General features: G+C 64.6%; 24 protein-coding genes. 8 read left to right on the top strand and 16 right to left on the bottom strand.

What is annotated here, in order from left to right; translation table 11 throughout:
* The first annotated feature begins 4 nt into the window (after positions 1-4).
* Complete coding sequence (locus B5D38_RS03030) at positions 5-1,393, top strand: MATE family efflux transporter (protein ID WP_078706889.1); 1,389 nt, start codon at positions 5-7, stop codon at positions 1,391-1,393.
* 4 nt (positions 1,394-1,397) lie between these two features.
* On the opposite strand, the gene B5D38_RS03025 is transcribed toward B5D38_RS03030, so the two are convergent.
* Both B5D38_RS03025 and B5D38_RS03020 read right to left on the bottom strand, forming a co-directional pair.
* Positions 1,398-2,498, bottom strand: coding sequence for a quinone-dependent dihydroorotate dehydrogenase (locus tag B5D38_RS03025; RefSeq protein ID WP_078706888.1), 1,101 nt, complete (start codon positions 2,496-2,498; stop codon positions 1,398-1,400).
* Positions 2,495-2,848 carry a DUF952 domain-containing protein gene (locus tag B5D38_RS03020; protein WP_078706887.1) on the bottom strand — a complete coding sequence of 118 codons (354 nt, stop codon included), beginning with the start codon at positions 2,846-2,848 and terminating at the stop codon, positions 2,495-2,497. Before B5D38_RS03020 ends, B5D38_RS03025 begins: the two co-directional genes overlap by 4 nt.
* A 120-nt stretch (positions 2,849-2,968) precedes the next feature.
* Here B5D38_RS03020 and B5D38_RS03015 point away from each other — a divergent pair, with 120 nt between their 5' ends.
* The 5 genes from B5D38_RS03015 (at position 2,969) to B5D38_RS02995 (ending at position 6,915) form a co-directional block, all read left to right on the top strand.
* Positions 2,969-3,565 carry a hypothetical protein gene (locus B5D38_RS03015; RefSeq protein ID WP_078706886.1) on the top strand — a complete coding sequence of 199 codons (597 nt, stop codon included), beginning with the start codon at positions 2,969-2,971 and terminating at the stop codon, positions 3,563-3,565.
* Between the two features lie 8 nt (positions 3,566-3,573).
* On the top strand, positions 3,574-4,014 hold the full coding sequence (locus tag B5D38_RS03010) for a secondary thiamine-phosphate synthase enzyme YjbQ (protein WP_078706885.1): 441 nt from the start codon (positions 3,574-3,576) through the stop codon (positions 4,012-4,014).
* Positions 4,015-4,115: 101 nt separating this feature from the next.
* Positions 4,116-4,571 (top strand): large conductance mechanosensitive channel protein MscL, encoded by a 456-nt coding sequence (gene mscL, locus B5D38_RS03005; RefSeq protein ID WP_280949362.1) that lies wholly within the window; start codon positions 4,116-4,118, stop codon positions 4,569-4,571.
* Between the two features lie 107 nt (positions 4,572-4,678).
* A complete protein-coding gene (locus B5D38_RS03000) occupies positions 4,679-5,851 on the top strand; it encodes a pyridoxal phosphate-dependent aminotransferase (RefSeq protein WP_078707094.1) in 1,173 nt (390 codons plus the stop codon).
* Complete coding sequence (locus B5D38_RS02995) at positions 5,848-6,915, top strand: AbrB family transcriptional regulator (RefSeq protein ID WP_245318758.1); 1,068 nt, start codon at positions 5,848-5,850, stop codon at positions 6,913-6,915. Before B5D38_RS03000 ends, B5D38_RS02995 begins: the two co-directional genes overlap by 4 nt.
* 10 nt (positions 6,916-6,925) lie before the next feature.
* Here the strand turns inward: B5D38_RS02995 and B5D38_RS02990 are convergent, their stop codons facing one another.
* From B5D38_RS02990 to B5D38_RS21980, 3 genes are all read right to left on the bottom strand, one after another.
* Positions 6,926-7,297, bottom strand: a complete 372-nt coding sequence (locus tag B5D38_RS02990; protein WP_078706883.1) for a cupin domain-containing protein — start codon at positions 7,295-7,297, stop codon at positions 6,926-6,928.
* A 140-nt stretch (positions 7,298-7,437) separates the two neighbouring features.
* Entirely contained in the window at positions 7,438-8,718 is a 1,281-nt protein-coding gene (gene hemA / locus B5D38_RS02985) for a 5-aminolevulinate synthase (protein ID WP_116002555.1), read from the bottom strand.
* A 212-nt stretch (positions 8,719-8,930) separates the two neighbouring features.
* Positions 8,931-9,128 (bottom strand): hypothetical protein, encoded by a 198-nt coding sequence (locus tag B5D38_RS21980; RefSeq protein WP_131829855.1) that lies wholly within the window; start codon positions 9,126-9,128, stop codon positions 8,931-8,933.
* 207 nt (positions 9,129-9,335) lie between these two features.
* Here B5D38_RS21980 and B5D38_RS02980 point away from each other — a divergent pair, with 207 nt between their 5' ends.
* Entirely contained in the window at positions 9,336-10,661 is a 1,326-nt protein-coding gene (locus B5D38_RS02980; protein WP_078706882.1) for an NAD(P)H-dependent oxidoreductase, read from the top strand.
* 84 nt (positions 10,662-10,745) lie between these two features.
* Here the strand turns inward: B5D38_RS02980 and B5D38_RS22155 are convergent, their stop codons facing one another.
* The 10 genes from B5D38_RS22155 to B5D38_RS02935 all read right to left on the bottom strand — a co-directional run bounded on the left by B5D38_RS22155 (position 10,746) and on the right by B5D38_RS02935 (position 19,782).
* Positions 10,746-11,195: a MarR family winged helix-turn-helix transcriptional regulator gene (locus B5D38_RS22155; RefSeq protein ID WP_165690773.1), complete on the bottom strand. Its 450-nt coding sequence runs from the start codon at positions 11,193-11,195 to the stop codon at positions 10,746-10,748.
* Between the two features lie 196 nt (positions 11,196-11,391).
* On the bottom strand, positions 11,392-12,435 hold the full coding sequence (locus B5D38_RS02970; RefSeq protein ID WP_078706880.1) for an ATP-binding cassette domain-containing protein: 1,044 nt from the start codon (positions 12,433-12,435) through the stop codon (positions 11,392-11,394).
* On the bottom strand, positions 12,432-13,427 hold the full coding sequence (locus B5D38_RS21785; protein WP_245318757.1) for an ABC transporter ATP-binding protein: 996 nt from the start codon (positions 13,425-13,427) through the stop codon (positions 12,432-12,434). The genes B5D38_RS02970 and B5D38_RS21785 overlap by 4 nt, the downstream gene beginning before the upstream one ends.
* Positions 13,424-14,239 carry an ABC transporter permease gene (locus tag B5D38_RS21780; protein WP_245318755.1) on the bottom strand — a complete coding sequence of 272 codons (816 nt, stop codon included), beginning with the start codon at positions 14,237-14,239 and terminating at the stop codon, positions 13,424-13,426. The genes B5D38_RS21785 and B5D38_RS21780 overlap by 4 nt, the downstream gene beginning before the upstream one ends.
* 50 nt (positions 14,240-14,289) lie before the next feature.
* Positions 14,290-15,237, bottom strand: coding sequence for an ABC transporter permease (locus tag B5D38_RS02960; RefSeq protein WP_078706878.1), 948 nt, complete (start codon positions 15,235-15,237; stop codon positions 14,290-14,292).
* Positions 15,238-15,506: 269 nt separating this feature from the next.
* A complete protein-coding gene (locus tag B5D38_RS02955; protein WP_078707091.1) occupies positions 15,507-17,036 on the bottom strand; it encodes an ABC transporter substrate-binding protein in 1,530 nt (509 codons plus the stop codon).
* Between the two features lie 119 nt (positions 17,037-17,155).
* The gene (ribA, locus tag B5D38_RS02950) at positions 17,156-18,280 is read right to left on the bottom strand and encodes a GTP cyclohydrolase II RibA (RefSeq protein ID WP_078707090.1); all 1,125 of its coding nucleotides are present in this window, start codon (positions 18,278-18,280) and stop codon (positions 17,156-17,158) included.
* Between the two features lie 125 nt (positions 18,281-18,405).
* On the bottom strand, positions 18,406-19,197 hold the full coding sequence (locus B5D38_RS02945; RefSeq protein ID WP_245318753.1) for a phosphatase PAP2 family protein: 792 nt from the start codon (positions 19,195-19,197) through the stop codon (positions 18,406-18,408).
* A 90-nt stretch (positions 19,198-19,287) separates the two neighbouring features.
* A complete protein-coding gene (locus B5D38_RS02940) occupies positions 19,288-19,479 on the bottom strand; it encodes a hypothetical protein (protein WP_078706877.1) in 192 nt (63 codons plus the stop codon).
* 96 nt (positions 19,480-19,575) lie between these two features.
* Positions 19,576-19,782, bottom strand: coding sequence for a hypothetical protein (locus B5D38_RS02935; RefSeq protein ID WP_078706876.1), 207 nt, complete (start codon positions 19,780-19,782; stop codon positions 19,576-19,578).
* Between the two features lie 470 nt (positions 19,783-20,252).
* Here B5D38_RS02935 and B5D38_RS02930 point away from each other — a divergent pair, with 470 nt between their 5' ends.
* A complete protein-coding gene (locus tag B5D38_RS02930; protein WP_078706875.1) occupies positions 20,253-20,447 on the top strand; it encodes a hypothetical protein in 195 nt (64 codons plus the stop codon).
* A 29-nt stretch (positions 20,448-20,476) separates the two neighbouring features.
* Here B5D38_RS02930 and B5D38_RS02925 read toward each other — a convergent pair whose 3' ends face one another.
* Complete coding sequence (locus B5D38_RS02925) at positions 20,477-21,127, bottom strand: fused DSP-PTPase phosphatase/NAD kinase-like protein (protein WP_078706874.1); 651 nt, start codon at positions 21,125-21,127, stop codon at positions 20,477-20,479.
* Between the last annotated feature and the right edge of the window lie 167 nt (positions 21,128-21,294).

Genomic DNA, 21,294 nt, shown 5'->3' with positions numbered 1-21,294 from the left:
AGCCATGAAGATCGATGGCGAATCCACGGCCGGCGCGACCGGCGTTCCGGTAGCGGCGGAAGCGGTGCGACCCTTCTCCGTCACGCATGGCGATGTCTGGCGCATCACCCTGCCAATGACGCTGGCGTTCCTGACGACGCCGCTCCTTGGGCTGACCGACACCGCCGTCGTCGGGCGCAGCGGCGACGCCATAGCTCTCGGGGGCCTCGTCGTCGGCGCGCAGATCTTCGACATCGTCTTTTCCACCTTCAACTTCCTGCGCTCGGGCACGACCGGCCTGACGGCGCAGGCCGTGGGGGAGGAGAACGAGCGCGAGATTCAGGCGGTGTTCTATCGCGCGATCATCCTCGCCCTCGGCATTGGCCTCGTCATGGTGGCGGCGGAAAGGCTTCTCGTCTGGCTGGGGCTTCTCGCCATCGCGCCAAGCGCGGGGGTGGCCGCGGCCACCTCCACCTATGTTTTCGTGCGCATGTTCTCCGCGCCCATGGCGCTCGCCAACTACGCCATCCTCGGCCATGTGCTGGGGCGCGGGCAAGGCGTGATGGGCCTTCTCCTTCAGGCGATCATCAACGGCACCAACATCATTGCCTCGGTCGCCCTGGGGCTCTGGCTCGGCTGGGGCATCTTTGGCGTGGCACTGGGCACCGTGCTCGGCGAGACCATGGGCATGGCGGCCGGCCTCGTCGCGGTGATGACCGGTTTTCGTGGCAGCACGCGACCCAGCCTGGCGCGGATCTTCGACCGCGCCGCGTTCCTGCGCATGCTGTCCGTCAATCGGGACATCATGATCCGCTCCTTCTGCCTGCTCGGCGCATTCACGCTGTTCACGCGCTGGAGCGCCGGCTTCGGCCCGGTCACTCTGGCCGCCAATGGCATCTTGATGAACCTCTTCCTCGTGGGCGGCTTCTTCCTCGACGGTGTCGCGACCGCCGCCGAACAGCTCATCGGCCGCTCCATCGGCGCGCGCTGGCGGCCTGCCTTCGATCGGACGCTTCAGCTTACGACGCTCTGGAGCTTCGTCTTCGCGGGGTTCCTCGCCGTGGTGTTTTTCGTCACGGGCGACGCCATCGTCGCCTTCCTGACGACGGACGAGGCGGTGCGCGAGGCGGCGGCGACCTTCCTGCCCTGGGCCGCGTTGACGCCGGTAGCGGGTACGCTCGCCTTCCTCATGGACGGCGTCTATATCGGCGCCACCTGGTCGAGCACGATGCGCAATATGATGCTCGCCTCTGCGGCGCTGTTCGCGGCCCTCGCGCTCCTGGTCATGCCGGCGCTCGCCAACCACGGCCTCTGGCTCGCCATGGAGTTTTTCCTCGCCGTGCGCGGCTTCACGCTTCTCGCGGCGTTGCCCGCTCGCCGGGACGCCGCCTTCGCGGCCCGCGCGAGAAGCTGAGGCTTCAGTCGGACGGCGGTCCCTTGGCGACGATCTCCTCGACTCGGGCATCGCGCAAGGAGGCGAGGGAATCGGCGCCCGTCTCGTCGAGATAGGCGCGAAGTCCTTTCAAGATTGCCGTCGGCAGGCCCGGTCCGGCATAAACCATGGCGGTGTAGAGCTGAACGAGATCGGCGCCCGCCGCGATCTTCAGAAGCGCGCTCTCGGTGTCATGGACGCCGCCGACGCCGATAAGCGGCATCTCCGGCCCCAGCGCCTTTCGGAAGGCGGCCAAAGCCCAGGTCGAGCGCGCGAGCAGCGGCCGCCCCGAAAGGCCCCCTGTCTCCTCGCTGTGGGCGAGGCCCGCGACGCCGTCTCTCGATAGCGTGGTGTTGGAGACGATAAGACCGTCGATCTGGTGGCGCAGCGCCGCTTCGGCGATCTCGGCGATCTGTTCGGGCACGAGATCGGGGGCGACCTTGACGAAAAGCGGCTTCTTGGCGCTGGCGGCCATGGCGGCAAAGCCGTCGCGCGCCGCGACCACCGCCTCCAGCAGCCGATGAAGGTCTTCCCCCGATTGCAGGGCTCGCAGCCCCGGCGTGTTGGGGGAGGAGATGTTCACGGTCAGGTAGTCGGCCACAGACTCGAACAGGCTGACGCCGTCGACATAGTCCTGGATGCGATCGTCCGCATCCTTGTTGGCGCCGATGTTGACGCCGACGATGCCCGCCCTGCGCCGCCTGCGCTGGAGCCGCTCCAGCGCGTCCGCGTGGCCGTCGTTGTTGAAGCCGAAGCGGTTGATCATGGCCTCCGCCTTCGGCAGGCGGAAACAGCGCGGACGATCGTTGCCGGGCTGCGGGCGCGGCGTCACCGTTCCTGCCTCGACGAAGCCGAAGCCGAGCCCCAAAGCCGCATCGACGACCTCGGCGTTCTTGTCGTAGCCGGCGGCAAGGCCGATCGGATTGGGGAAGGAGATGCCCGCCACGGAGACACGAAGACGCGAGTCGACAGGAACGTCCATGCGGGGCACGAGACCGTGCTTCAGCGCCATGATCGACAGATGATGGGCGCTCTCGGGCTCCATGGTGAAGAGCAGGGGGCGGCCGAGGCGGTAAAGGCGGCTCATGGCTTCAGCGGCGGAAAGACGTGGCGGCCGTCAGGGCCGAGAGGGAGCGCCTTCACCCAAAGGACGGCGCTCGTGGCGAGCGGGGCATAAAGATGTGGAAAAAGGGCGCCGCCCCGCGACGGCTCCCATCGCAGTGCTTCGCCGAGGCCCGCCGGATCGATGGCGACCAGCACCAGGTCGGATTGCCCGGCGAAATGCTTTGACGCCGTCTCCTCCACCTGCGCGGCGGTGGAGAAGTGGATGTAGCCGTCCGCGAGGTCCACCGGCGCGCCGGAAAAGGCGCCAGCGGCCTCGGCCTCCTGCCAGAGGGCGCGCGGGGCGATCTTGAAGATGAGAGAAGGCTCTGCCATGGCCTCCGGTTGCCAGACGCGCGAGGGAAAAGCAACGGGCCGCCACGCTGCGCCCTTCTCACGCCCTCTTCCCTTGCCATGTGTTGAGGCCAGCAGGCGCAATCGAACAGGAGACCAGAGATGAGGCTTTTCCCGCTGACAGCAGCGCTTCTCGTGGCGTTCGCCGGCGAGGCCGCCGCGCAGGCTGGCCCGCTTCACCCGCCCGCCCAGGCTGGCCGATATCAAATGCAGCCGGTGGAGGGCGGCGTCGCCCGCCTTGACACCGAGACAGGCGAGCTGACTTTGTGCCGCATCGAGGGCAGCGCCATGAGCTGCGCGGCGCCGACCAGTGCCGAGGCTCTTCCGCCGGCCGCGTCCTCGCCGGATGCGCTCGATGCGCTTGAGCAGCGCGTGGGGCGCCTGGAGGAGGCGATGCGCGTGGTCGGCAAGCGCCAGGACCGCCTGCCGGGCCGGGCGGCTGACGATCCGCAGAACCTGGATGAAGCCCTCGGCCAAATGAAGCTGGATGAAGCCCTCGGCCAAATGAAGCTGGATGAAGCCCTCGGCCAAATGAAGCTGGATGAAGCCCTCGGCCAAATGAAGCATGTCTTCCGCGCGTTCCGCGATGTCATGCGCGAGATGGAGGACGAGGAAAAGGGCGGGCGGATGCCCAAGAACGAGCCGGCACCGCACCCGGACGACGAGGACCCCGCCGGGCCGATCCCTGATCGCACGTGAGGCCGCCAATGCAGGATGCGACCTTGTTTCAGGCCATGCGGCGGATCTCTGTGCGCACGGAAGGGCGCTCGATGCGCGACGTTTCGCGGGAGATTTCGGCGCAGCTTGGCGAGATGGGGGCGGGAGAGGGGCTTCTGACCGTCTTCATCCGCCATACCTCGGCGTCGCTCACGATCCAGGAGAACGCCGATCCGGACGTCCGCGAGGATCTTCTCGACGCTCTTGATCGGCTGGCCCCGGCGGACGCTCCCTATCGCCACTCGATGGAGGGACCGGACGACATGCCGGCCCACATCAAGACCGTGCTCACAGGGCCGAGCCTTCAGGTGCCGGTGTCCGGTGGCCGTATGCTGCTCGGCACGTGGCAGGGCGTCTATGTGATCGAGCACCGATCGCGGCCGCACTCGCGCGAGATTGTCCTCAGCTTTCTCGGTACAAGGCGAGACTGACACTGTGCTGTTTCCGACCGTGGCATGAGCGCTAGTTTGCGGTGCGGGTTAAACGTGGCGGTCGACCCGCCGCCGCTCCCGCTGAACAGGGGACCACGGCAGTGCAGTCGTTCTTGCGTGAATTCAAGGAATTCGCCCTCAGGGGCAACATGGTCGACCTCGCGATCGGCATTATCATCGGCGCGGCCTTTTCCGGCCTCGTCAACTCGCTCGTCCAGGACATCATCATGCCGCTGGTTGGGATCATCACCGGCGGCGTCGATTTCACCAACAAGTATATCGCCCTGGCTCCGGGCGTGACGGCGGCAAGCCTCGCCGAGGCGCGCAAGGAAGGCGCCGTGTTGGCCTATGGTAACTTTCTGACGCTGGCGATCAATTTCATCATCGTCGCGCTGGTGCTGTTCGTCGTCGTGAAGATCATGAACAACCTCAAGCGCAAGGAAGAGCAGAAGCCGCCCGTCGAGGAGGCGCTGCCGCGCGATCAGCAGTTGCTGGAGGAGATTCGCGATCTTCTCGCGGTGCGCCTGAAGGGCGATACGCCGTCGCCCAAGGTCTAGACATTCGGCGGCCTTCGGGGGGATTGACCGGCGGCGCTCATCGGGCGATTCAGAAGGCGAGGCCCGCATTGGCTGCGGGCTGCCCCTCGATGAGTCTGCTCGCTGACATGATGAACTTCGATCGGTTGCGCCCCGAGGCGATCACCGCGCCCAGCAGCGGTATTGTCTCCGTTATCGACTATGGCCGCATGAAGCCCGGCCTTGTCCCGCTTTGGGCGGGCGAGGGGGACCTTTCGACGCCGGCCTTCATATCCGATGCGGCCGCGCAATCGCTCGCAGCCGGCGAAACCTTCTATACGTGGCAGCGCGGTTTGCCGGAGCTGCGCGAGGCTATTGCCGCCTATTCCAGCCGCCTCTATGGCCGCGCCATCGACGCCGAACGTTTCACCGTCACCAGCTCCGGAATGCACGCGATCCAGATGGTCCTGCGGTGCATCGTCGGCACGGGCGACGAGGTTATCGTGTTGACGCCGGCATGGCCGAATTGCGCGGCCGCTGCCGCTCTCGCCGGAGCCTCCGTGCGTGAGGTTCCGCTCGACTGCTCCGACGGCGGCTGGTCGCTTGATCTGGACAGGCTGCGCGATGCCATTGGCCCGCGCACGCGCGCGCTCTTCATCAACACCCCCGCCAATCCGACAGGCTGGACGGCGGACCGCGACACCCTTGGCGCCCTTCTTGGTGTCGCCCGCGAAAAAGGCCTCTTCATCATCGCGGATGAGATCTATGGCCGGTTCTTCTATGCCGGCGGCCGCGCCCCGTCGTTCCACGACGTGATGAATGACGACGACCCCGTCTTCTTCGTCAATTCGTTCTCGAAAAATTGGGCGATGACCGGCTGGCGCGCAGGGTGGATCGAGGCGCCGGCCGAACTCGGCACAGCCTTCGCCAATCTCGTCCAATATTCGACATCGGGCCTCGCCGCCTTCATACAGCGCGGCGCCATCGCCGCCATCGAAAAGGGCGAGCCCTTCGTCGAGGAGCAGGTGGAGCGGGCGCATCGGGCGCGCGACATCTTCATAGACGCACTGGCCGCGACCAACCGCGTTTCCATCGCCAAGCCCGCCGGCGCCTTCTATTCCTTCTTCGCAATCGATGGGATCGAGGACACGCGGGAGGCAGCCTTCCGCATCGTCGACGAGGCGGGCGTCGGCCTGGCGCCTGGTTCGGCCTTCGGCGAAGCCGGAAACCGGTTCTTGCGCGCCTGCTTCCATCGGCGGCTCGATGAGGTGGAAACTGCCGCGAACCGGCTCGCCGAGTGGATCGGGAGCCGCGCGAGATGACCGTCTCCGCGATGGCCTCCCTCGCCTTGACGCTGGTCATCGCGCTGGCGGGGGGAGCAATCGCTACATTCCTTGAGCTTCCTGTCGGATGGCTGCTCGGATCGGCCATCGCGGTGACGATCGCCAGCCTGTCGGGCGTTAGGACACGGCTCCCGAACGCGCTGCGCAACATCACCTTTGTGGTTCTCGGGGCTCAGGCCGGTGCCGGGGTTAGCCCTGATGTGTTGGGGCAGATCGCCGTCTGGCCCTTGTCCTTCGCGATCCAGATGGTCGGCGTCGCGGGCGTGATCGCCTTGACCTACCTATTCCTGCGCCGCTCCTTTGGCTGGGACATGGAAACCGCGCTGTTTGCCTCGCTGCCGGGGGCCATGTCCTTCGTCCTCGCCGCCGCCTCGGAAACCAAGGCGGACATGGCCCGCATCACGGTGGTGCAAAGCGTTCGCCTAATGCTTCTTCTCGGCGCGCTGACGCCGACCCTCGCATGGCTCGAGGGCGAGAGCTCCGCCCAGGCGGTCGCTAGAGGTGGCCACGCCGGCTCGCTGCTCGAATTCGCCTATCTGATCGGCGCATGCCTCCTGGGAGCGGTCCTCGGGACGCTTGCCAAGGTGCCGGGCGGCTTGATGCTCGGCGCGCTCGTCGGCAGCGCGCTGATGCATGTCACCGGCGTGGCGCAGATCGCCATCCCGCTTTGGGTTTCCACGCCTGCGCTCGTCATGCTGGGAACGATCATCGGCGGCCGCATTCGCCGCGAGCACCGCGCCGAGCTTCTCCAGCTTCTGCCGGCCTCGCTCGGCGCCTTCGCCATCGGATTGGGCGTCTCCAGCCTTGCTGGGATGCTGGCCCATGGCATCCTGGACATCTCGTTCGGCAAGCTGGCATTGGCCTATGCGCCCGGCGCGCTGGAAGCCCTGACGACACTCGCCTTTCAGTTCAACTTTGATCCGGCCTACGTGGCGGCGCACCATGTCGTGCGCTTCGTCGGCATCGCTCTTCTGGTTCCGGTGCTTGCGCGGCGCGTGCCATCCGCCCGCGCCGATGTTCCGGACTGGCGCAAGGATAGCTGAGACCGTCGAATCAGGCGTCGATGGCGGCGAAGACCGAGGGCGAGATCGCCGGGGCTTCCCCGCCTGTCGGGCCCCACAGCATGACCCAGGCCGCGAAATCCTCGCTCATATCGGAAAAGCGGTGCTCCTTGCCGGCGCGCGCGAACACGGCGTCGCCCATCTTCACGCTCATGGATGCGCAGTCGAGATCAATCTCCGCGCTGCCTGACGCGATGATGAAGACCGCGTCCTGATCGCGCGCCTCCTGCCGCTCCCCTTGACGCGGAGTGTAGAGCGATAGGGACATGGTGCCGTGGGCAAAGCCCTGGGCGATGGCCTGCTTGGCAGGCGAGCCGTGCTGCGCGGAGATCTGTGAGAGAAGATCGGCGAGGGAGGCCTTCATTGGGCAGGTTCCTCGAAAAGGGCGCCGGCCATGCATTCCGCACGCCTCTGTTGAAACGACAACGGCCGGACGAGGGTCCAGCCGTCTTCGCTTCAACAATGATCTTCGGAGAAAGGTTTCCGAACCGCGCCGGGAAAGCTTCAGCCGCCCGCCTGAGAAACCACGAGAGGTGTCACCTTCTCCGTGCGCTCGGCCGGCGAGGTCCGCTCGGAGGTGAACGGGATGCCGATGGTCTTCCAGGTCTCCACCAGCGCATCACGCAGCGTGTCGATCAGCGCGTCGTTGTGGAACGGAGTCGGCGTGATGCGCAGGCGCTCGGTGCCGCGCGGCACGGTGGGATAGTTGATCGGCTGGATATAGATGCCGTGGCGCTCCAGAAGATGATCGCTCGCCTTCTTGCAGAGGTCGGGATCGCCCACGAGCATCGGCACGATATGCGTCTCCGAGGGCATCACCGGCAGGCCTGCTGCGCGGAACACGTCCTTGGCACGGGCTGCCTGACGCTGCTGCGCGTCGCGCTCCGCCTGGCTCTCCTTGAGATGGCGGATCGAGGCGGTCGCCGCAGCGGCCAATGCCGGCGGAATTGCGGTGGTGAAGATGAAGCCGGGCGCGTAGGAGCGCACGCAGTCGATGAGGCTCTTCGAGCCCGTGATATAGCCGCCGAGGACGCCGAATGCCTTGGCCAGCGTGCCCTCGATGACGTCAATGCGGTGAGCGACGCCGTCGCGTTCCGTGATGCCGCCGCCATGGGCGCCATACATCCCGACGGCATGCACCTCATCGATGTAGGTCATGGCGTTGTAGCGATCGGCAAGGTCCGCGATCGCCTCGATGGGGGCGACGTCGCCGTCCATCGAGTAGACGCTCTCGAAAACGATGAGCTTGGCCCGCTCGGGATCGGCCGCCTTCAGGATCTCCTCGAGATGGGCGAGATCGTTGTGACGGAAAATCTGCTTCTTGCAGCCCGAGCGCCGCACACCCTCGATCATCGAGGCGTGGTTGAGCTCGTCGGAAATGATCAGGCAGTCGGGCAGAAGCCGAGCGATCGTCGAAATCGCCGCCTCGTTGGAAACGAAGCCGGACGTGAAGACGAGGGCGGCCTCCTTGCCGTGGAGATCGGCAAGCTCACGCTCCAACTCGACCAGCGGATGGCTGGTGCCCGAGATGTTGCGGGTGCCGCCGGCGCCGGAGCCCATGTTGGACACGGCATCGGTCATCGCGCCGAGGACCGTCGGATGCTGGCCCATGCCGAGATAGTCGTTAGAGCACCAGACGGTGATTTCCCGCGCCCGGTCGCCATCGCGCCAAATGGCCGTTGGAAAGCGGCCCACGATTCTCTCGAGGTCCGCGAAAACCCGATAGCGCTTCTCGGCATGCAGCGAGTCGATAGCGCCGACGAAATGACTCTCGTAGTCGATCATTCAGAACTCCCTCCAGAACGGTTCTAAGGAGTAATCCTTTCGAAGTCCACGCTCTGCGAGTGCAAATCAGGATTGCTGGCGCGTTTTGTCGCCGCTGCGACGCAAGTACACATTGACGCATCGCAAACTCGATGAACGGACCAGATTATAAGGGCCGAGCTGGCGCCGTCCTTGATGCCGGCGCAGGTCGTTTCAATGGTGGGAAATAGCCGTCAACGCTGGTCGTCGCGTGATGGCGGGGAGGTCTCCGGGGTGGAAGGTGCCGATTGGCGGGCGCGTGCCTGTTCCTTGCGGCGCTTGAGATTGGCCTTGAGCGCCTCTTCCAGGCGCTGCTGGCGCTTGTCCTTGACGGGAGCGGGCGATTTTTCATCGGGCATAGCGGGCACTGCGGGATCAGTGGAATTCCCCATTCCATAGCACCGTGGCGCGCTCTTGTCGCGGCGAGGTGGCTGGCTTCATCCCCCGGGTCCCGTGGCGCGGCGCCTGCCGACAAAGGAGGAACCCGCAGGGCCTCCTCAGGCGTTCCGACATGACGACGGCATTTGGCCTTTTCGGCTCGGCAAAAGGTGTATACCCGCAGCTGAGCAGCGAGGATGCCACAGAGCGGATACCGAGGGATGACGAACCGAATCGAACGGATTGGCATGGCGGCCGAACTGGCGGCGTACGAGGAGCGGCATGGACCTGTGACGATCGGGTTGGCGGGCGCCGGCCAGATGGGCACCGACATCGTCGTCCAGGTGGCCTTGATGGCGGGCGTCAGGATCGGCGCGGTGGCCGCGCGGCGGCCGGATCGCCCCCGCCAGGCGATCGCCATGGCCGGATATGCCGAGGACCATGGCGTCATCGCGTCCAGCGCGGCCGCGATCGACGCGGCCATCGAGAACGGCCGGATCGCCATCACCGACAATCTGGAGGAGATGTGCAAGGCAGGGCGCATCGACGTCATCGTCGACGCCACCGGCAGCCCCAATCTCGGCACCGAGCTTGCACTCCTTTCCATCCACAACGGCAAGCACATCGTGATGCTGAACGTGGAAGCCGACATCACCGTCGGGCGCTGGCTTGCCGCCGAGGCTCGGAAGGCGGGCGTGGTCTATACGGGCTCCATGGGGGACGAGCCGGCCGCAACGCTCGACCTCATCGCCTTCGCGCAGAGCCTCGGCATGGACATCGTGGCGGCGGGCAAGGGCAAGAACAATGCGCTGAATTTCGACGCCGTGCCCGAGGATTATGAGAAGGAGGCTCGCGAGCGGAACATGAACGCGCGCGTCCTCGTGGAGTTCGTTGACGGCTCCAAGACCATGGTCGAGATGACGGCCATCGCCAACTGCACCGGCCTTATCCCCGACGTGCCGGGAATGCACGGCCCTGAGGTGACGCGTCAGACGATCGCGCAGATCTTGTGCGCCAAGGAGGACGGCGGAATCCTGTCAAGGCCGGGCCGCGTCGATTACACGATCGGCGGCGGCATCGCGCCTGGAGTCTTCTGCATCGTCAAGCCGCGCCATGACAGGGCCGTCGAGCGTATGGCCGATCTGAAGGTCGGGCCGGGCCCGTGCTTCTGTCTCGAGCGCCCGTTCCACCTGACCAGCCTTGAAACCCCGCTGTCGGCCGCCCGCGCGGTGATGTGGCGGCGGGCCGACATGGAGCCGCTGACGCGGCCGGTCGGCGAGTGTGGAGCCGTGGCCAAGCGGGCCCTTCAACCCGGCGAGATCCTGGGCAAGATCGGCGAAAGCCAATACCGCGGCTTCGCCATGACGTGGGCGGAGGGCCGCGCCTGTCATGCCGTGCCGCTGGGGCTCGCGGAAGGCTCGCGCGTCGTTCGGCCGATCGCGAAGGGAGAGCGGCTGACCTATGACAACTGTGAGCCGGACGCCGGGCTTGCCGTCACGCGTATCCGCCGCCTCCTCGACGAAGCGGACCGCGTCTTTCTCGATTGAGGCAAGTCGCCGTCCTTCACATTCACAACCGAGGGAGCAGGGAGCGCGCCGCTCGTCGCTCCCATGAAAAAGTTCAGCCGGCTCTCACTTGCCTGTCGCCGCATCTGTCTCGTTGCCCGACATCGTCGCCTTGATGGCAATCTCGATGCCCTGCGACAGCGCCCGGCGATCATCCTGACAGAGGGTTTCGAGAGCGGCCGCGATATGCCGGAGGGGGTCCTCCTCCAGCAGCGCGCGTCCCGCGTCCGTCAGGTTCAGTTGCTCGGCGCGCCCTCGGCCGATGGTTCCGCCCTTGGCGATCAGTCCCTTGCTGACCAGCGTTCGCACCGTGCGCGCGACCGCGCCTGAGGCAAGCCCCTGAAATCGCGCGAGATCGATGGCCGTGCGCAGGTTTGGCGGTGCGCTTGCGAGATAGCGAAGGGCCGACCATTGGGCGGGGAAAAGATCGGCGGCGTAACCCTGCGAGTGAATCCGCCTGGCAAGTTGCTCCATCAAACTGGCCAGAGCAGGAGCAGACGTCAAATCGGAGGTCAAGAAAATAACTCCCCTGGAAATTTCAATGAACACAGACAGAATTTCTCGTCTGTACCCACTCGAATATCGGACTTCTGGGATGCCGCAATCCCAAGTGTGCGATATCCTTGTACGCCGAGAAAGGAAAGAATCTTCTTCGGTTAGGAATTTTTTTAAACAAATACGTTGAGTACTTGGAAACACTGAACTGTTCGTCTTACTGCTCAGTCGATGACAACGTATTGGCGTGATGGCATGCAGCGAAACCTTCGGTCGACGTTGGCCGAAGGATTGGCGGATATTGCCGACACAGCTTGTCGGCATAAGGGCAGCGCGCCTGAAAAATACAGCCTCTCAGGGAGGAGGAGTTGAGTGGAGCGGCGCGCGGTACCGCCGGATCTGCCGTAACGTCAATCTCCATGCGTCTTGCAACCGAGGCGGGTGAAGGATTTGTGACGCCAGGCTGAACATGCGTCGCCGATGCGACGCGAGACAGCATTCGACTATAGGGATGTTGGGGCTGGCGAAGAACGACATCAGCCGGACCGATCTCCACGAGGTGGCCGCGATACATCACAGCGATTCGGTCGGCGATGGCCTCGACCACCGCGAGATCGTGGCTGATGAAGAGAATCGCCAGGTTTTGCTGCTCCTGAAGATCCATGAAGAGGTTCAGGACCTGCGCCTGGACCGACAGGTCGAGCGCCGAGACCGCCTCGTCGGCGATAAGCAATTTGGGACGGGTCGCCAGCGCGCGGGCGATGGCGATCCGCTGCCGCTGACCTCCGGAAAACTCGTGCGGATGTCGGCTCGCGTCGTCCGGCGACAGGCCCACGGAGGCCAGGACCTCCGCCACGCGCTCTCGTCGCGCCCGCCGGCCGAGGCGGGGCGTCACGAGGTGGAGCGGCTCGGCGACGATGCGGCCGACCCGGTGACGGGGGTCGAGAGAGCCGTAAGGGTCCTGAAAGACCATCTGGAACTCGCGGCGCAGCGGGGCGATTTCCCGCGACGACAGAGCGAAAAGGTCGTTGCCCTCGAACAAGACGCGACCCGCCGTCGGACGCTCCAGGGCCATCGCAATGCGGGCGAGCGTCGACTTTCCCGAGCCGCTCTCCCCGACCACGCCCAGCACTTCGCCGTGTCCGATCGAAAGCGAGACGTTGTCGAGCGCGACCACCGGCGCCGTGCGTTGGAGAAAACGCCGCCCGCCATGGACGCGCGTCACGCCTTCGACGGTCAGAAGGGGGGCGGGATCGCTCATGCCGGCGCCTCGTTCGCCCGGGTATGGATGCAGCGCACGCCGCGACCGTCTGGAAAATCGCGCCACGGCGGCTCGCCGGCATCGCAGTCCGGCTGGTGACGGGAGCAGCGGCCGGCGAAGCGGCAACCGGGCGGCAGGGTCGAAAAGGCCGGCACCGCGCCTGGAATGACAGCGAGCCGCTGGCGTGGGCGTTCGAGCCGCTTCCCCTCTGGTAGGCTTGCCGGGCTCGCGGCGAGCAGGGCCTCCGTATAGGGGTTGAGGGGACGGCCCAGCACCATGGCCGTCGGCCCTTCCTCCAGCCGCGCTCCCGCGTACATCACCATCGTCCGCGCCGTGGCGCGGGCGATGACGCCGAGATCATGGCTGACCATTATGAGGGCCATGCGCTCTTCTCTCACAAGCTCGGAGAGCAGCGTCAGGATTTCCGCTTCGAGGGTGACGTCGAGCGCGGTCGTGGGCTCGTCCGCGATGAGGAGATCCGGACCGCCCGCGAGGGCGATCGCGATCAGCACTCTTTGCCGCTGGCCACCGGACAGCTCATGCGGATAGGCGTCGATCCGCTGGCGGGCATGGGCAAGCCGCACCCTGTCGAGCAGAGAGAGGGCCGCCTCGCGGGCCTCTCGTCGTCCCGAGCCTTTGAGGCGAAGCATCTCGCCGATCTGATCGCCAATGCGCATCGTCGGGTTGAGGGCCGTCATCGGCTCCTGAAAGATCATGGCGATCTTCCGCCCGCGAAGGCCGCAGAAGGCCGCATCATCGAGGCCGACGAGTTCCTCGCCGCGGAAGCGGATGCTGCCGAAGGCGCGCGCCCCCGGCGCTAGCAGGCCGATCAACGCCAGTGCGAGGAGCGACTTTCCCGAACCCGACTCTCCGACGATGCCGAGCGTTTCGCCCTCGGCGAGGTCGAAGGTCATATCGGAGACGATCGGAAGCTCGCCCTCGGGGGTCGATACGGTGATGGAGAGATCACGGACGGAGAGAAGCGGTGTCACCGGCCTTGCCTCCGCCGCGGATCCACTAGGTCCGACAGGGCATCGCCGAGAAGATTGAGACCAAGCACGGAGAACGCGATTGTCACTCCCGGCGCGATCGCGAGCCAGGGCGCCGCGCCGATATAGGTCACGGAATCCGCCAGCATCCGCCCCCAGCTCGGGGCGGGCGGCGCCAAGCCAAGGCCGAGAAAGCTGAGGCCCGCCTCGGTCAGGATCGCAAGGCCGAGCTGGATCGTCGCCTGAACGACAATATCCCCGGCGATGTTTGGCAGAACGTGCTCGAGCGCGATCCGGCGGCTGCCTTTTCCCGCAGCACGGGCCGCCAGAACGTAATCGTGCGTGAGGATGCGGCGCGCCGCCGATCGGGTCAGGCGGGAAAAGACCGGCACCATGAAGGTTGCGATGGCGGCGATCGCTGTCATGCGTCCCGTCCCGAGCGCGGCCGCGAGCATCATCGCCGAAACGATGGGCGGAAAGGCGAAGACGACATCCATCGCCCTCATGAGCAGCTCGTCGACGACGCCCCGCCGGGTGGCCGCCAGCAATCCGATCGCCGTGCCGACGGCGGCGCCGAGAAGAACGGAAGCGATGGCGATGGAAAGGGAGTTCGTCGCCCCGGCCATCAGCTGGGAGAGAACGTCGCGGCCGAGCTGGTCCGTGCCAAGGAGGCCGGCGACGAGCGGCGGCTTCAATCTCTCCGCGATGGCGATGCGAGTCGGCGCGGCGGGTGTCCAGAACGGCGCGATCAGCGCCGTCAGAAGGAACAGCGCGGTGATCGCGCCGCCAAGCAGCAGCTTGCCGTGGCGCGGCACGGCACATCTCTTCCGTCTTGCGGCAGGCGACGAGGCTCGAAACGCGGCGCTCACCGGGACGACCTCAAGCGCGGATCGAGGAAGAGATAAAGAAGGTCGACCAGGAAGTTCACGACGACAACCAACGCCGCGATGAAAAGAACGACGTTCTGAACCACCAGGAAGTCCCGCTGCGTGAACGCCTGATAGGCCAGCCGGCCGAGGCCGGGCAGGGTAAAGACGTTTTCCACCAGCACGGCGCCGGCAACGAGGAAGGAAAATTGAAGGCCGAGGATCGTCACCACGGGAGCGAGCGCGTTCGGCACGACGTGGCGAAAAAGCGCCTGCCTGCGGTTGAGGCCCTTGGCCCGCGCCGTACGCACGAAATCCTCGGACAGGACATCGAGAACGGCGGCGCGGGTGACGCGCGTCAGAACGCCAGCTTGAGGGAGGGCGAGCGCGACAGCCGGCAGGAAGAGCTGCTTGATGCCGTTGATCATGCCGTCGTTCCAGCCGGAAAAGCCGCCGGACGGCATCCAGCCAAGAGCGGTGGAAAAGACCAGAATGAGAAGCAGCCCGATCCAGAAATTGGGTGTCGCCACCCCGAGCTGGGAAAAGATCGTCGCTATCCAGTCGGCGGCGCCGTTTTGCCGGGAGGCGGCGAGAATCCCCAGGGGCAGCGCGAGCAGCATGGACAGCAGAATGGCCATTCCTGCCAGCGGCAAGGTCACGGCAAGCCTGTCTGCGATGAGACCTCTCACCGGGACGCCGTAAGTGGCCGATGTTCCGAAATCGCCGGTGATCGCCCCGCCGACCCAGTGGACGTAGCGGACGGGGAGAGGCTGATCCAGCCCCATCTCATGACGAAGGGCCGCGAGCGTATCCTCCTGCGCGGACGTCCCAAGGGCCACCGCCGCCGGATCGCCGGGCAGCACGTTCATCACCAGGAAAATCACCATCGAGACGGCGGCGAGCGTCGCCGCGAGGCTGGCGAGACGTTTGACCATGGCGGCGACCATCAGCGCGCCACGCTCCTTGCATCAAAGACGAGGCCGTACCGATTTCGCACTCGCGCCCCTTTGCCGTCCGAAGCTTCGAGGCGTTTTGCCGAAAGCCGCGGGCCTCTTGGAGAAACACCATGTTGAACAGAGGGGTATGGCGAAATCCCGGTTCAAGTAAATCCCATGCCGCTTCAGAACAAACGCGCTTTTCGCAACGCGCCCTTGCGCTCCGTCTCTCGCTACGACGCGCTTTCTGCGCGAGGGGCGCAGGCCCTTGTCGAGGCGTCCTAATCCTGCCAGCGAACATCCGTGAGGTCGTTGGAGGGGATGGGCTCGTTCGTCCATAGCCCCGAGAGCTTGGCATTCCAGACGCCGAGCTTGGGCATGACGAAAAGATAAAGAGCGGGCACGTCCTCGGCCAGCATCGTCTGCGCCTTGCCGTAGAGCGAAAGCCGCTCCGTTTCATCCGTCGTCGCCTCGGCTTGCGCGATCGTCGATTTGAAGTCGGGATTGGCGTAGCCGAAATAGTAGTTGTCGCGGGCGTAGATGGAGATATCCATCGGCTCGGCGTGAGCGACGATCGTCATGTCGAAATCGTGCTTCTGAAACACCTGGTCGATCCAGGTCGCGGGAAACTCCGTCGGCACGATGTTGAGGGTAACGCCGACCTCGGCCAGAAGCGCCTGAAGGATTTCCGCCGAGCGCGTGGCATAGGTCATCTGCGGCGTCTTGATGGAGAAACTCAATCCCGATCCATAGCCCGCCTCGGCGAGTAGCGCCTTGGCGCGCGCCGGATCGTAGGGGTGAACGCCGGTGGTATCGACGTAGCCGGGATCGTTGGGCGTGTAGTGGCTGCCGATGGGCTGGCCGTAGCCCGACCATGCGCCGTCGATCACCATCCTGCGGTCGATCCCCATCATCAGGGCTTGACGCACCCTTGCGTCGTTGAACGGCGGTTTCCTGAGATTCATGCCGGCGACCACCTTGAGCTCGGTGTTGCCGACGGCGGTCTTGAGATCGGGGTCGCCTTCGAATGCCTGGAAGAGCTCGGGCGCGCCGAATTCCGGAAAGGCATCGACGTCGCCATTCTTCACCGCCGCCGCCTGCGCCTGGGGGTCTGAAATGAAGCGGAAGGTGGCGGAGGACAAAGCGGGCTTATCATCCGCGTTCCAGTAGGCGTCGTTGCGCACCAGCGTCAGGCGGTCCCCCTGGCGCCATTCACCGAGCTTGAAAGGCCCCGTTCCGACGGGCGCGGTCTTGTCCGTGTTGGCCGATGACGGCTCGACCATCACCGAGGCCGGCCAACCAAGCCAATAGAGAAGATTGCCGGCGGGCTTGGAGAGCTTCAAAACGAGGGTGCTCGGGTCGGGCGTCTCGATGCTGTCGATCACCGAGAAGAACTGCTTCTGCGGATTGGTGGAGTTTTCACCGCGCGCCCGGTCGAGGGTAAATTTTGCCGTCGAGGAGTCGAACGCCACACCGTTGTGGAAGGAGACGCCGGAGGTCAGGTGGAAGGTATAGGTCCGGCCGTCGTCCGAAATCGTCCAGTCGGTGGCGAGTTGGGGTTCGACCTTGCCATCCTCGTTGATCCGCGTCAGCCCCTCGAAGACGTTCTGCCAGGTGATCTGTCCGATGGCAGCCGGCGCGGCGACGGTGGGATCGAGGCCGGCGGGCTCGATGCCCATGCCGATCACCACGTTATCCTTGGCTGCCTGTGCCGCCGGAAGCCCCAGCAGCGTCGCGCTCGCGCAGATGGCGAGCACGGCGAGGCTGCGGCTGATGACGTGTCGGATGCCCCGCCCGATTGGTCCGCTCATGGCTGGTCCCCTGTCGAAGGCCGCGCTGTGTGCGCAGCCGCTCCCATCGCGTCCGTCTGTGCCATAGAGCGACAGATGCGCGCAACCGGAGCGGCGTTCGGTCTTCGCCGGCGGGAGCGTCAATCCGTTTCTTCGAGATCTGCGCGGAGCCGTGCAATGTCGAGGATATGCCCGGCGCGGCGCACCTTCGTTTCCAGGTAGCGAAGGTTCTGATGGGTGCTCGCGCCCACGACGGGCGTGCGGTCGGCGACGGTGATGCCTGATCTTTCGAGCCAGGCGATCTTTGAGGGATTGTTGGTCAGAAGGTTGATCGAACCCACGCCGAGGTGCCGCAGGATGGCGATCGCCGCGTCGTACCGCCGCTCATCAGCCTCATAGCCGAGGATGGCGTCGGCCTCGATCGTGTCCATGCCACCGTTCTGATAGCCGTAGGCGCGCATCTTGGAGGTGATGCCGGTGCCGCGTCCCTCCTGGTCGAGATAAATCAGAATGCCGCCGCCGAGATCCTGGATGGCTTTGAGGCCGATCCGCAGCTGATCGCCGCAATCACACTTGAGCGAGCCGAACACGTCACCGGTGAGGCACGCCGAGTGAATGCGCACCGGCACCGTCCCCGAAAGGTCCGGCTCGCCAACGATGACCGCCACCTGGTCGCGCTGGGCGGGGCCGCCACGGAAGGTCAGGAACTCGGCCTTGTCGATATCACGCAGCGGCACGACAACCCGCGTCAGAAGCGAGTAGTCCTGCGAGCGGGACGCCACGAGACGGGCGACGTCCTCCTCGTCGACGCTGACGCAGGCATCGAAAGCAGAGGCGCTCGGCAGATCTGCGACGAGGAGCGTCGGCAGCAAGAGAGCCTGCTTGGCGAGTTCTCCAGCCGAGCGCGCCGTGGCATCTGCGGCCTCGTGGAGAGGCAGTGGCGCGATCTTCGGCGCGAAGGCGAGGCGTCGCGCATGATCGAACGAAATGCCGGTCGGATCGATCAACGCGCCCTCGGGGGCGTCCATTCCAAGGGAAGTTGCCCGCCGAGAGGGAACGTAGAGCCGGGCGTTCCCATGCGCCTCATTGATGAAAGCAGAGAAGACGGGCTCACTGGCCGCATCCAGCGCAAGCGCCGCCAGCCGCCGATCCTGACCGAGGATCACCACCGGTCTGCCGGAGCGCAGCTCCGCCATGGCTCGGTCGGCGCGGACGGCGGAGCTTTCGAGAAAACTGCCAAGAGGGTTCGCAACGCTGTCGGACATCATTCCACTCGCAAGGGCGCTTGCCGCAGCAAGTGCGTCCACGGTTCATCGGACGTCAAGATGGGGAGCGCGTCATCCGATGAACAGAGAGGGCAAGGATCGCGAACAGACACCCGACCGCCGCGTCAGTCCTGCGGTGAGCTCGGCTCATCGCGCTCCGGCTCGACGACGCCCCGCGACTCGAGCCAGCGTGCGCCCATCCACCAGATCAGAGCCCAAGTCGCTCCCAAGGCCCAACCGGCGATGACATCGGTGGGCCAATGAACCCCGAGATAGATGCGGCTGAGGCCGACGAGCACCGAGAGAAGGCTTGCGACCACAAGGAGGTAGGCTTTTACCCGGCGGCGCGGCTCCACTCTCGCCACAAGCGCGGCGAGCGTCAGATAGATCGCCGCCGACATCATCGAATGGCTGGAGGGGAAACTGGCCGTGTAAACCGTGGCGCCGTGGGGCACGAGGTCAGGGCGCGCGCGCCCGAAGACCTCTTTCAACAGGTGGCTGACGGCAAAGCCGCCGGCGCTCGAAAGCAGCACCAGCCACATCGTGCGTCCGTTGCCGCGCATCCAGAGCCAGCCAGCCACGGCAACGGTGAGGAACGTGAGGACGGCGACGCCGCCCAGCGCGGTGATATCCCGCGCCATGCCCTCGAACCAGCCGGGGCCGATGGGGTCGGCAAGGTCGGCCGGGTTGCGCAGCGCCAGCAGGACCGCCCGGTCGAACGCGTTGGTATCGCCCTCTAGCACCTCGCTGGCGAGATGGGCAAAACCCCAGAGGAACGCCGCAATGACCACGATTCCCACCAGAGTGGGAACTTCGAAGCGGTTGAAGATAAACCGGTCCGCAAAGACGCCTGCCCGTGTCCTGCGGAAGCGGGAAGCGATGGAGTTCAGGCGGGATCGGGAAAGATCTAGAGACACGTCGGATTTTGGACCAGATGACAATTGCGTTCGGTGGGCGCAGTGCTCTGACCGACTGCTGGCCTGATAGGTAGGGCGGGCGCTGTCGGTTCAACCCGCGCCCGCATCCGCGTCGCCTCCGCCATTCTTATCTGGCAGTGCACCCGTTCCCGGTGTGGAATCCGTGTTGGTCAACTCGGGCTTAGCATGCGGACCTTCCGCACCCGACTTGTCGTGCGCCCCGACCTTATGGCCTTGCTTTGTTTTCTTGTCCTGCTCAGACTCTTTTGTCGTTCCACTCATGACGCGCTCCTGAATCGGATGTCACGAGATGAACGACGGCAAAGCAGGGAGGTTGCGCCGCTCGATGTCATGGCCTGACTGAATGGTCGACGATCGTCAGGCTGCGGGGATGGAAGCCTCCGTACTGACAATCAGATCATCGGGCAGATCAAACATGTAGCGGATTTCCTCTGCGGAGAACCCAGCATTGATAGCAAGGCGCATGTCATCCGGCGCTACCGTCGGAACGACCTCCAGGAACCGACGTCGACGCTCGAAGCGGCGCGATGTGACCATATCGAGAGGGAGCTTGTCGAAAGCCATTGCGGTCTCCTCTCCTCAGATACGCAAGACATCCAGACCTGCAAGTATGTTGAACCAGATAGATTCTGCTGTCCACTTTTTATTTCTTTCGGAGAACGACTAATTCGGTCGCGAAAGCGAAAGAAACGATCGTTCGTGAGAAGCCGGCAAATAATTAAATCGTTCCAGAAAGCAGTGGATGCCGAATCGGGTGTGGATTTGCAGGTCGGCTTCGGCGCGCGATAATGGTCAAAATCTTACGGCGTCGATAACTGAAAAAAATCATCTAGATTCATCAATTGAGAAACAACCCTTTGTGAAGCAAATAACGAGTATCGCAATTAGGCAATCGGTTGGGCTGCTTAATCGGTTTGCGCTGCAAAAAAATCGTTTAGAGCGGAACTTGCTCTTTGAGTGTGCGTTAGAAAGCATTCCCAGCGGGTTGTGCCCTAATGGCGCGGTCCGGATTCACGGTTGAAGGTGCGCGACCGATGACCCGGTTTCTCGATGTCGCCGTAGATATCGCTGATCTTCTCTTCGAGGCGGAAGAGACGCGGCGCCCGCTCGACATTCAGGTCGAGGCCCAGCGGCTTGTGACGCTCCACGCCAAATCGGGTGTTTCACTCGATGCTGTCCTTGAAACGCTGAAGAGCGAATATACGATCCCGGTCAGCGCCTCTCACTGAGGGTGTAGACTTCAAGGCGCCGCCGAATGTCACGGCCTCGTCTGTACGCCTGCCGACAACATCACCCGGTCAGGCGCGCTGGCCGGCGGCACGGGCGCTTCGTGGTTAGGGTCCCTGACGGTCCAGTTATCCGCAAAGATCGCCAGCGCCCAGTCCATGGCATAGGTGTTGCTGCCCAGCCATGGAAAATGACCGTAGAAGAAGGACAGCTGGTCCTCTGCCTGCTGGAGAGTTTCTCCGTCGACCGCGATCTCATAGATCCCCGCCGCCAAGCCAGTTCGGTCAGAACCGGATTTGCAGTGGATCAGGATGGGACTCTTGGCGTTTCGCAAGGTCTCTGCGATCTCGCGCATCGTTTCCATCGAGGGGATGCGGCCCGCGTTCAGGTCGTAATCGACAAACGCAATGTCATGAGCTTCCGCGAATGACTTCTCGGCCTTGTGCCAGTCACTGCCGATATCGCCGCGAAGATTGACGATGGTCTTGATGCCGTCTTTTTCCACCAACGCCTTGAGCCGCGCAGGTGAGAGCGTCCCCGAGCGGTAAAGCTTCCCGTCCTCAACGGTGTGAATGTTGCCGACAATTTGAAGGTAGCCGGCATAACCACCGACCGGAGCTGCGATGGCGATGATCGGTAGAAGAAGGATCGCGGCGATTAGTCGCAGCTTCGGCATTTCCATCGAATTCGTCCCGATGAAGGTACTGCTGGAGCAGCGGCGCTTCCGCGACGCCTGTGATGTGAAAAGCCTCTACCAAGCGTTCATTAGAAGAGCAAGATATGCCGCCCAACGAAGCGCTGACGAGTTCTCGAACTCAGGTCTAACTCACGAAGCTTGACCCGGTCATG

The organism is Consotaella salsifontis (assembly GCF_900167365.1).
GTDB classification, from domain to species: Bacteria; Pseudomonadota; Alphaproteobacteria; order Rhizobiales; family Rhizobiaceae; genus Consotaella; species Consotaella salsifontis.
The sequence above is the reverse complement of the archived record's forward strand: the minus strand, read 5'-3'. Positions and strand labels throughout refer to the sequence as shown.

Coding starts and splice junctions, on each gene's coding strand:
- B5D38_RS02970 (WP_078706880.1), bottom strand. CDS start 12,435: ATGAGCGATCCCGCCCCCCTTCTGACCGTCGAAGGCGTGACGCGCGTC.
- B5D38_RS02995 (WP_245318758.1), top strand. CDS start 5,848: ATGACCGTCTCCGCGATGGCCTCCCTCGCCTTGACGCTGGTCATCGCG.
- B5D38_RS03030 (WP_078706889.1), top strand. CDS start 5: ATGAAGATCGATGGCGAATCCACGGCCGGCGCGACCGGCGTTCCGGTA.
- B5D38_RS21980 (WP_131829855.1), bottom strand. CDS start 9,128: ATGGGGAATTCCACTGATCCCGCAGTGCCCGCTATGCCCGATGAAAAA.
- B5D38_RS02955 (WP_078707091.1), bottom strand. CDS start 17,036: ATGAGCGGACCAATCGGGCGGGGCATCCGACACGTCATCAGCCGCAGC.
- B5D38_RS03025 (WP_078706888.1), bottom strand. CDS start 2,498: ATGAGCCGCCTTTACCGCCTCGGCCGCCCCCTGCTCTTCACCATGGAG.
- B5D38_RS02925 (WP_078706874.1), bottom strand. CDS start 21,127: ATGGAAATGCCGAAGCTGCGACTAATCGCCGCGATCCTTCTTCTACCG.
- B5D38_RS02935 (WP_078706876.1), bottom strand. CDS start 19,782: ATGGCTTTCGACAAGCTCCCTCTCGATATGGTCACATCGCGCCGCTTC.
- B5D38_RS02960 (WP_078706878.1), bottom strand. CDS start 15,237: ATGGTCGCCGCCATGGTCAAACGTCTCGCCAGCCTCGCGGCGACGCTC.
- B5D38_RS03015 (WP_078706886.1), top strand. CDS start 2,969: ATGAGGCTTTTCCCGCTGACAGCAGCGCTTCTCGTGGCGTTCGCCGGC.
- B5D38_RS02990 (WP_078706883.1), bottom strand. CDS start 7,297: ATGAAGGCCTCCCTCGCCGATCTTCTCTCACAGATCTCCGCGCAGCAC.
- B5D38_RS02940 (WP_078706877.1), bottom strand. CDS start 19,479: ATGAGTGGAACGACAAAAGAGTCTGAGCAGGACAAGAAAACAAAGCAA.
- hemA (WP_116002555.1), bottom strand. CDS start 8,718: ATGATCGACTACGAGAGTCATTTCGTCGGCGCTATCGACTCGCTGCAT.
- B5D38_RS03020 (WP_078706887.1), bottom strand. CDS start 2,848: ATGGCAGAGCCTTCTCTCATCTTCAAGATCGCCCCGCGCGCCCTCTGG.
- B5D38_RS02980 (WP_078706882.1), top strand. CDS start 9,336: ATGACGAACCGAATCGAACGGATTGGCATGGCGGCCGAACTGGCGGCG.
- B5D38_RS02930 (WP_078706875.1), top strand. CDS start 20,253: ATGACCCGGTTTCTCGATGTCGCCGTAGATATCGCTGATCTTCTCTTC.
- B5D38_RS03010 (WP_078706885.1), top strand. CDS start 3,574: ATGCAGGATGCGACCTTGTTTCAGGCCATGCGGCGGATCTCTGTGCGC.
- B5D38_RS03000 (WP_078707094.1), top strand. CDS start 4,679: ATGATGAACTTCGATCGGTTGCGCCCCGAGGCGATCACCGCGCCCAGC.
- ribA (WP_078707090.1), bottom strand. CDS start 18,280: ATGTCCGACAGCGTTGCGAACCCTCTTGGCAGTTTTCTCGAAAGCTCC.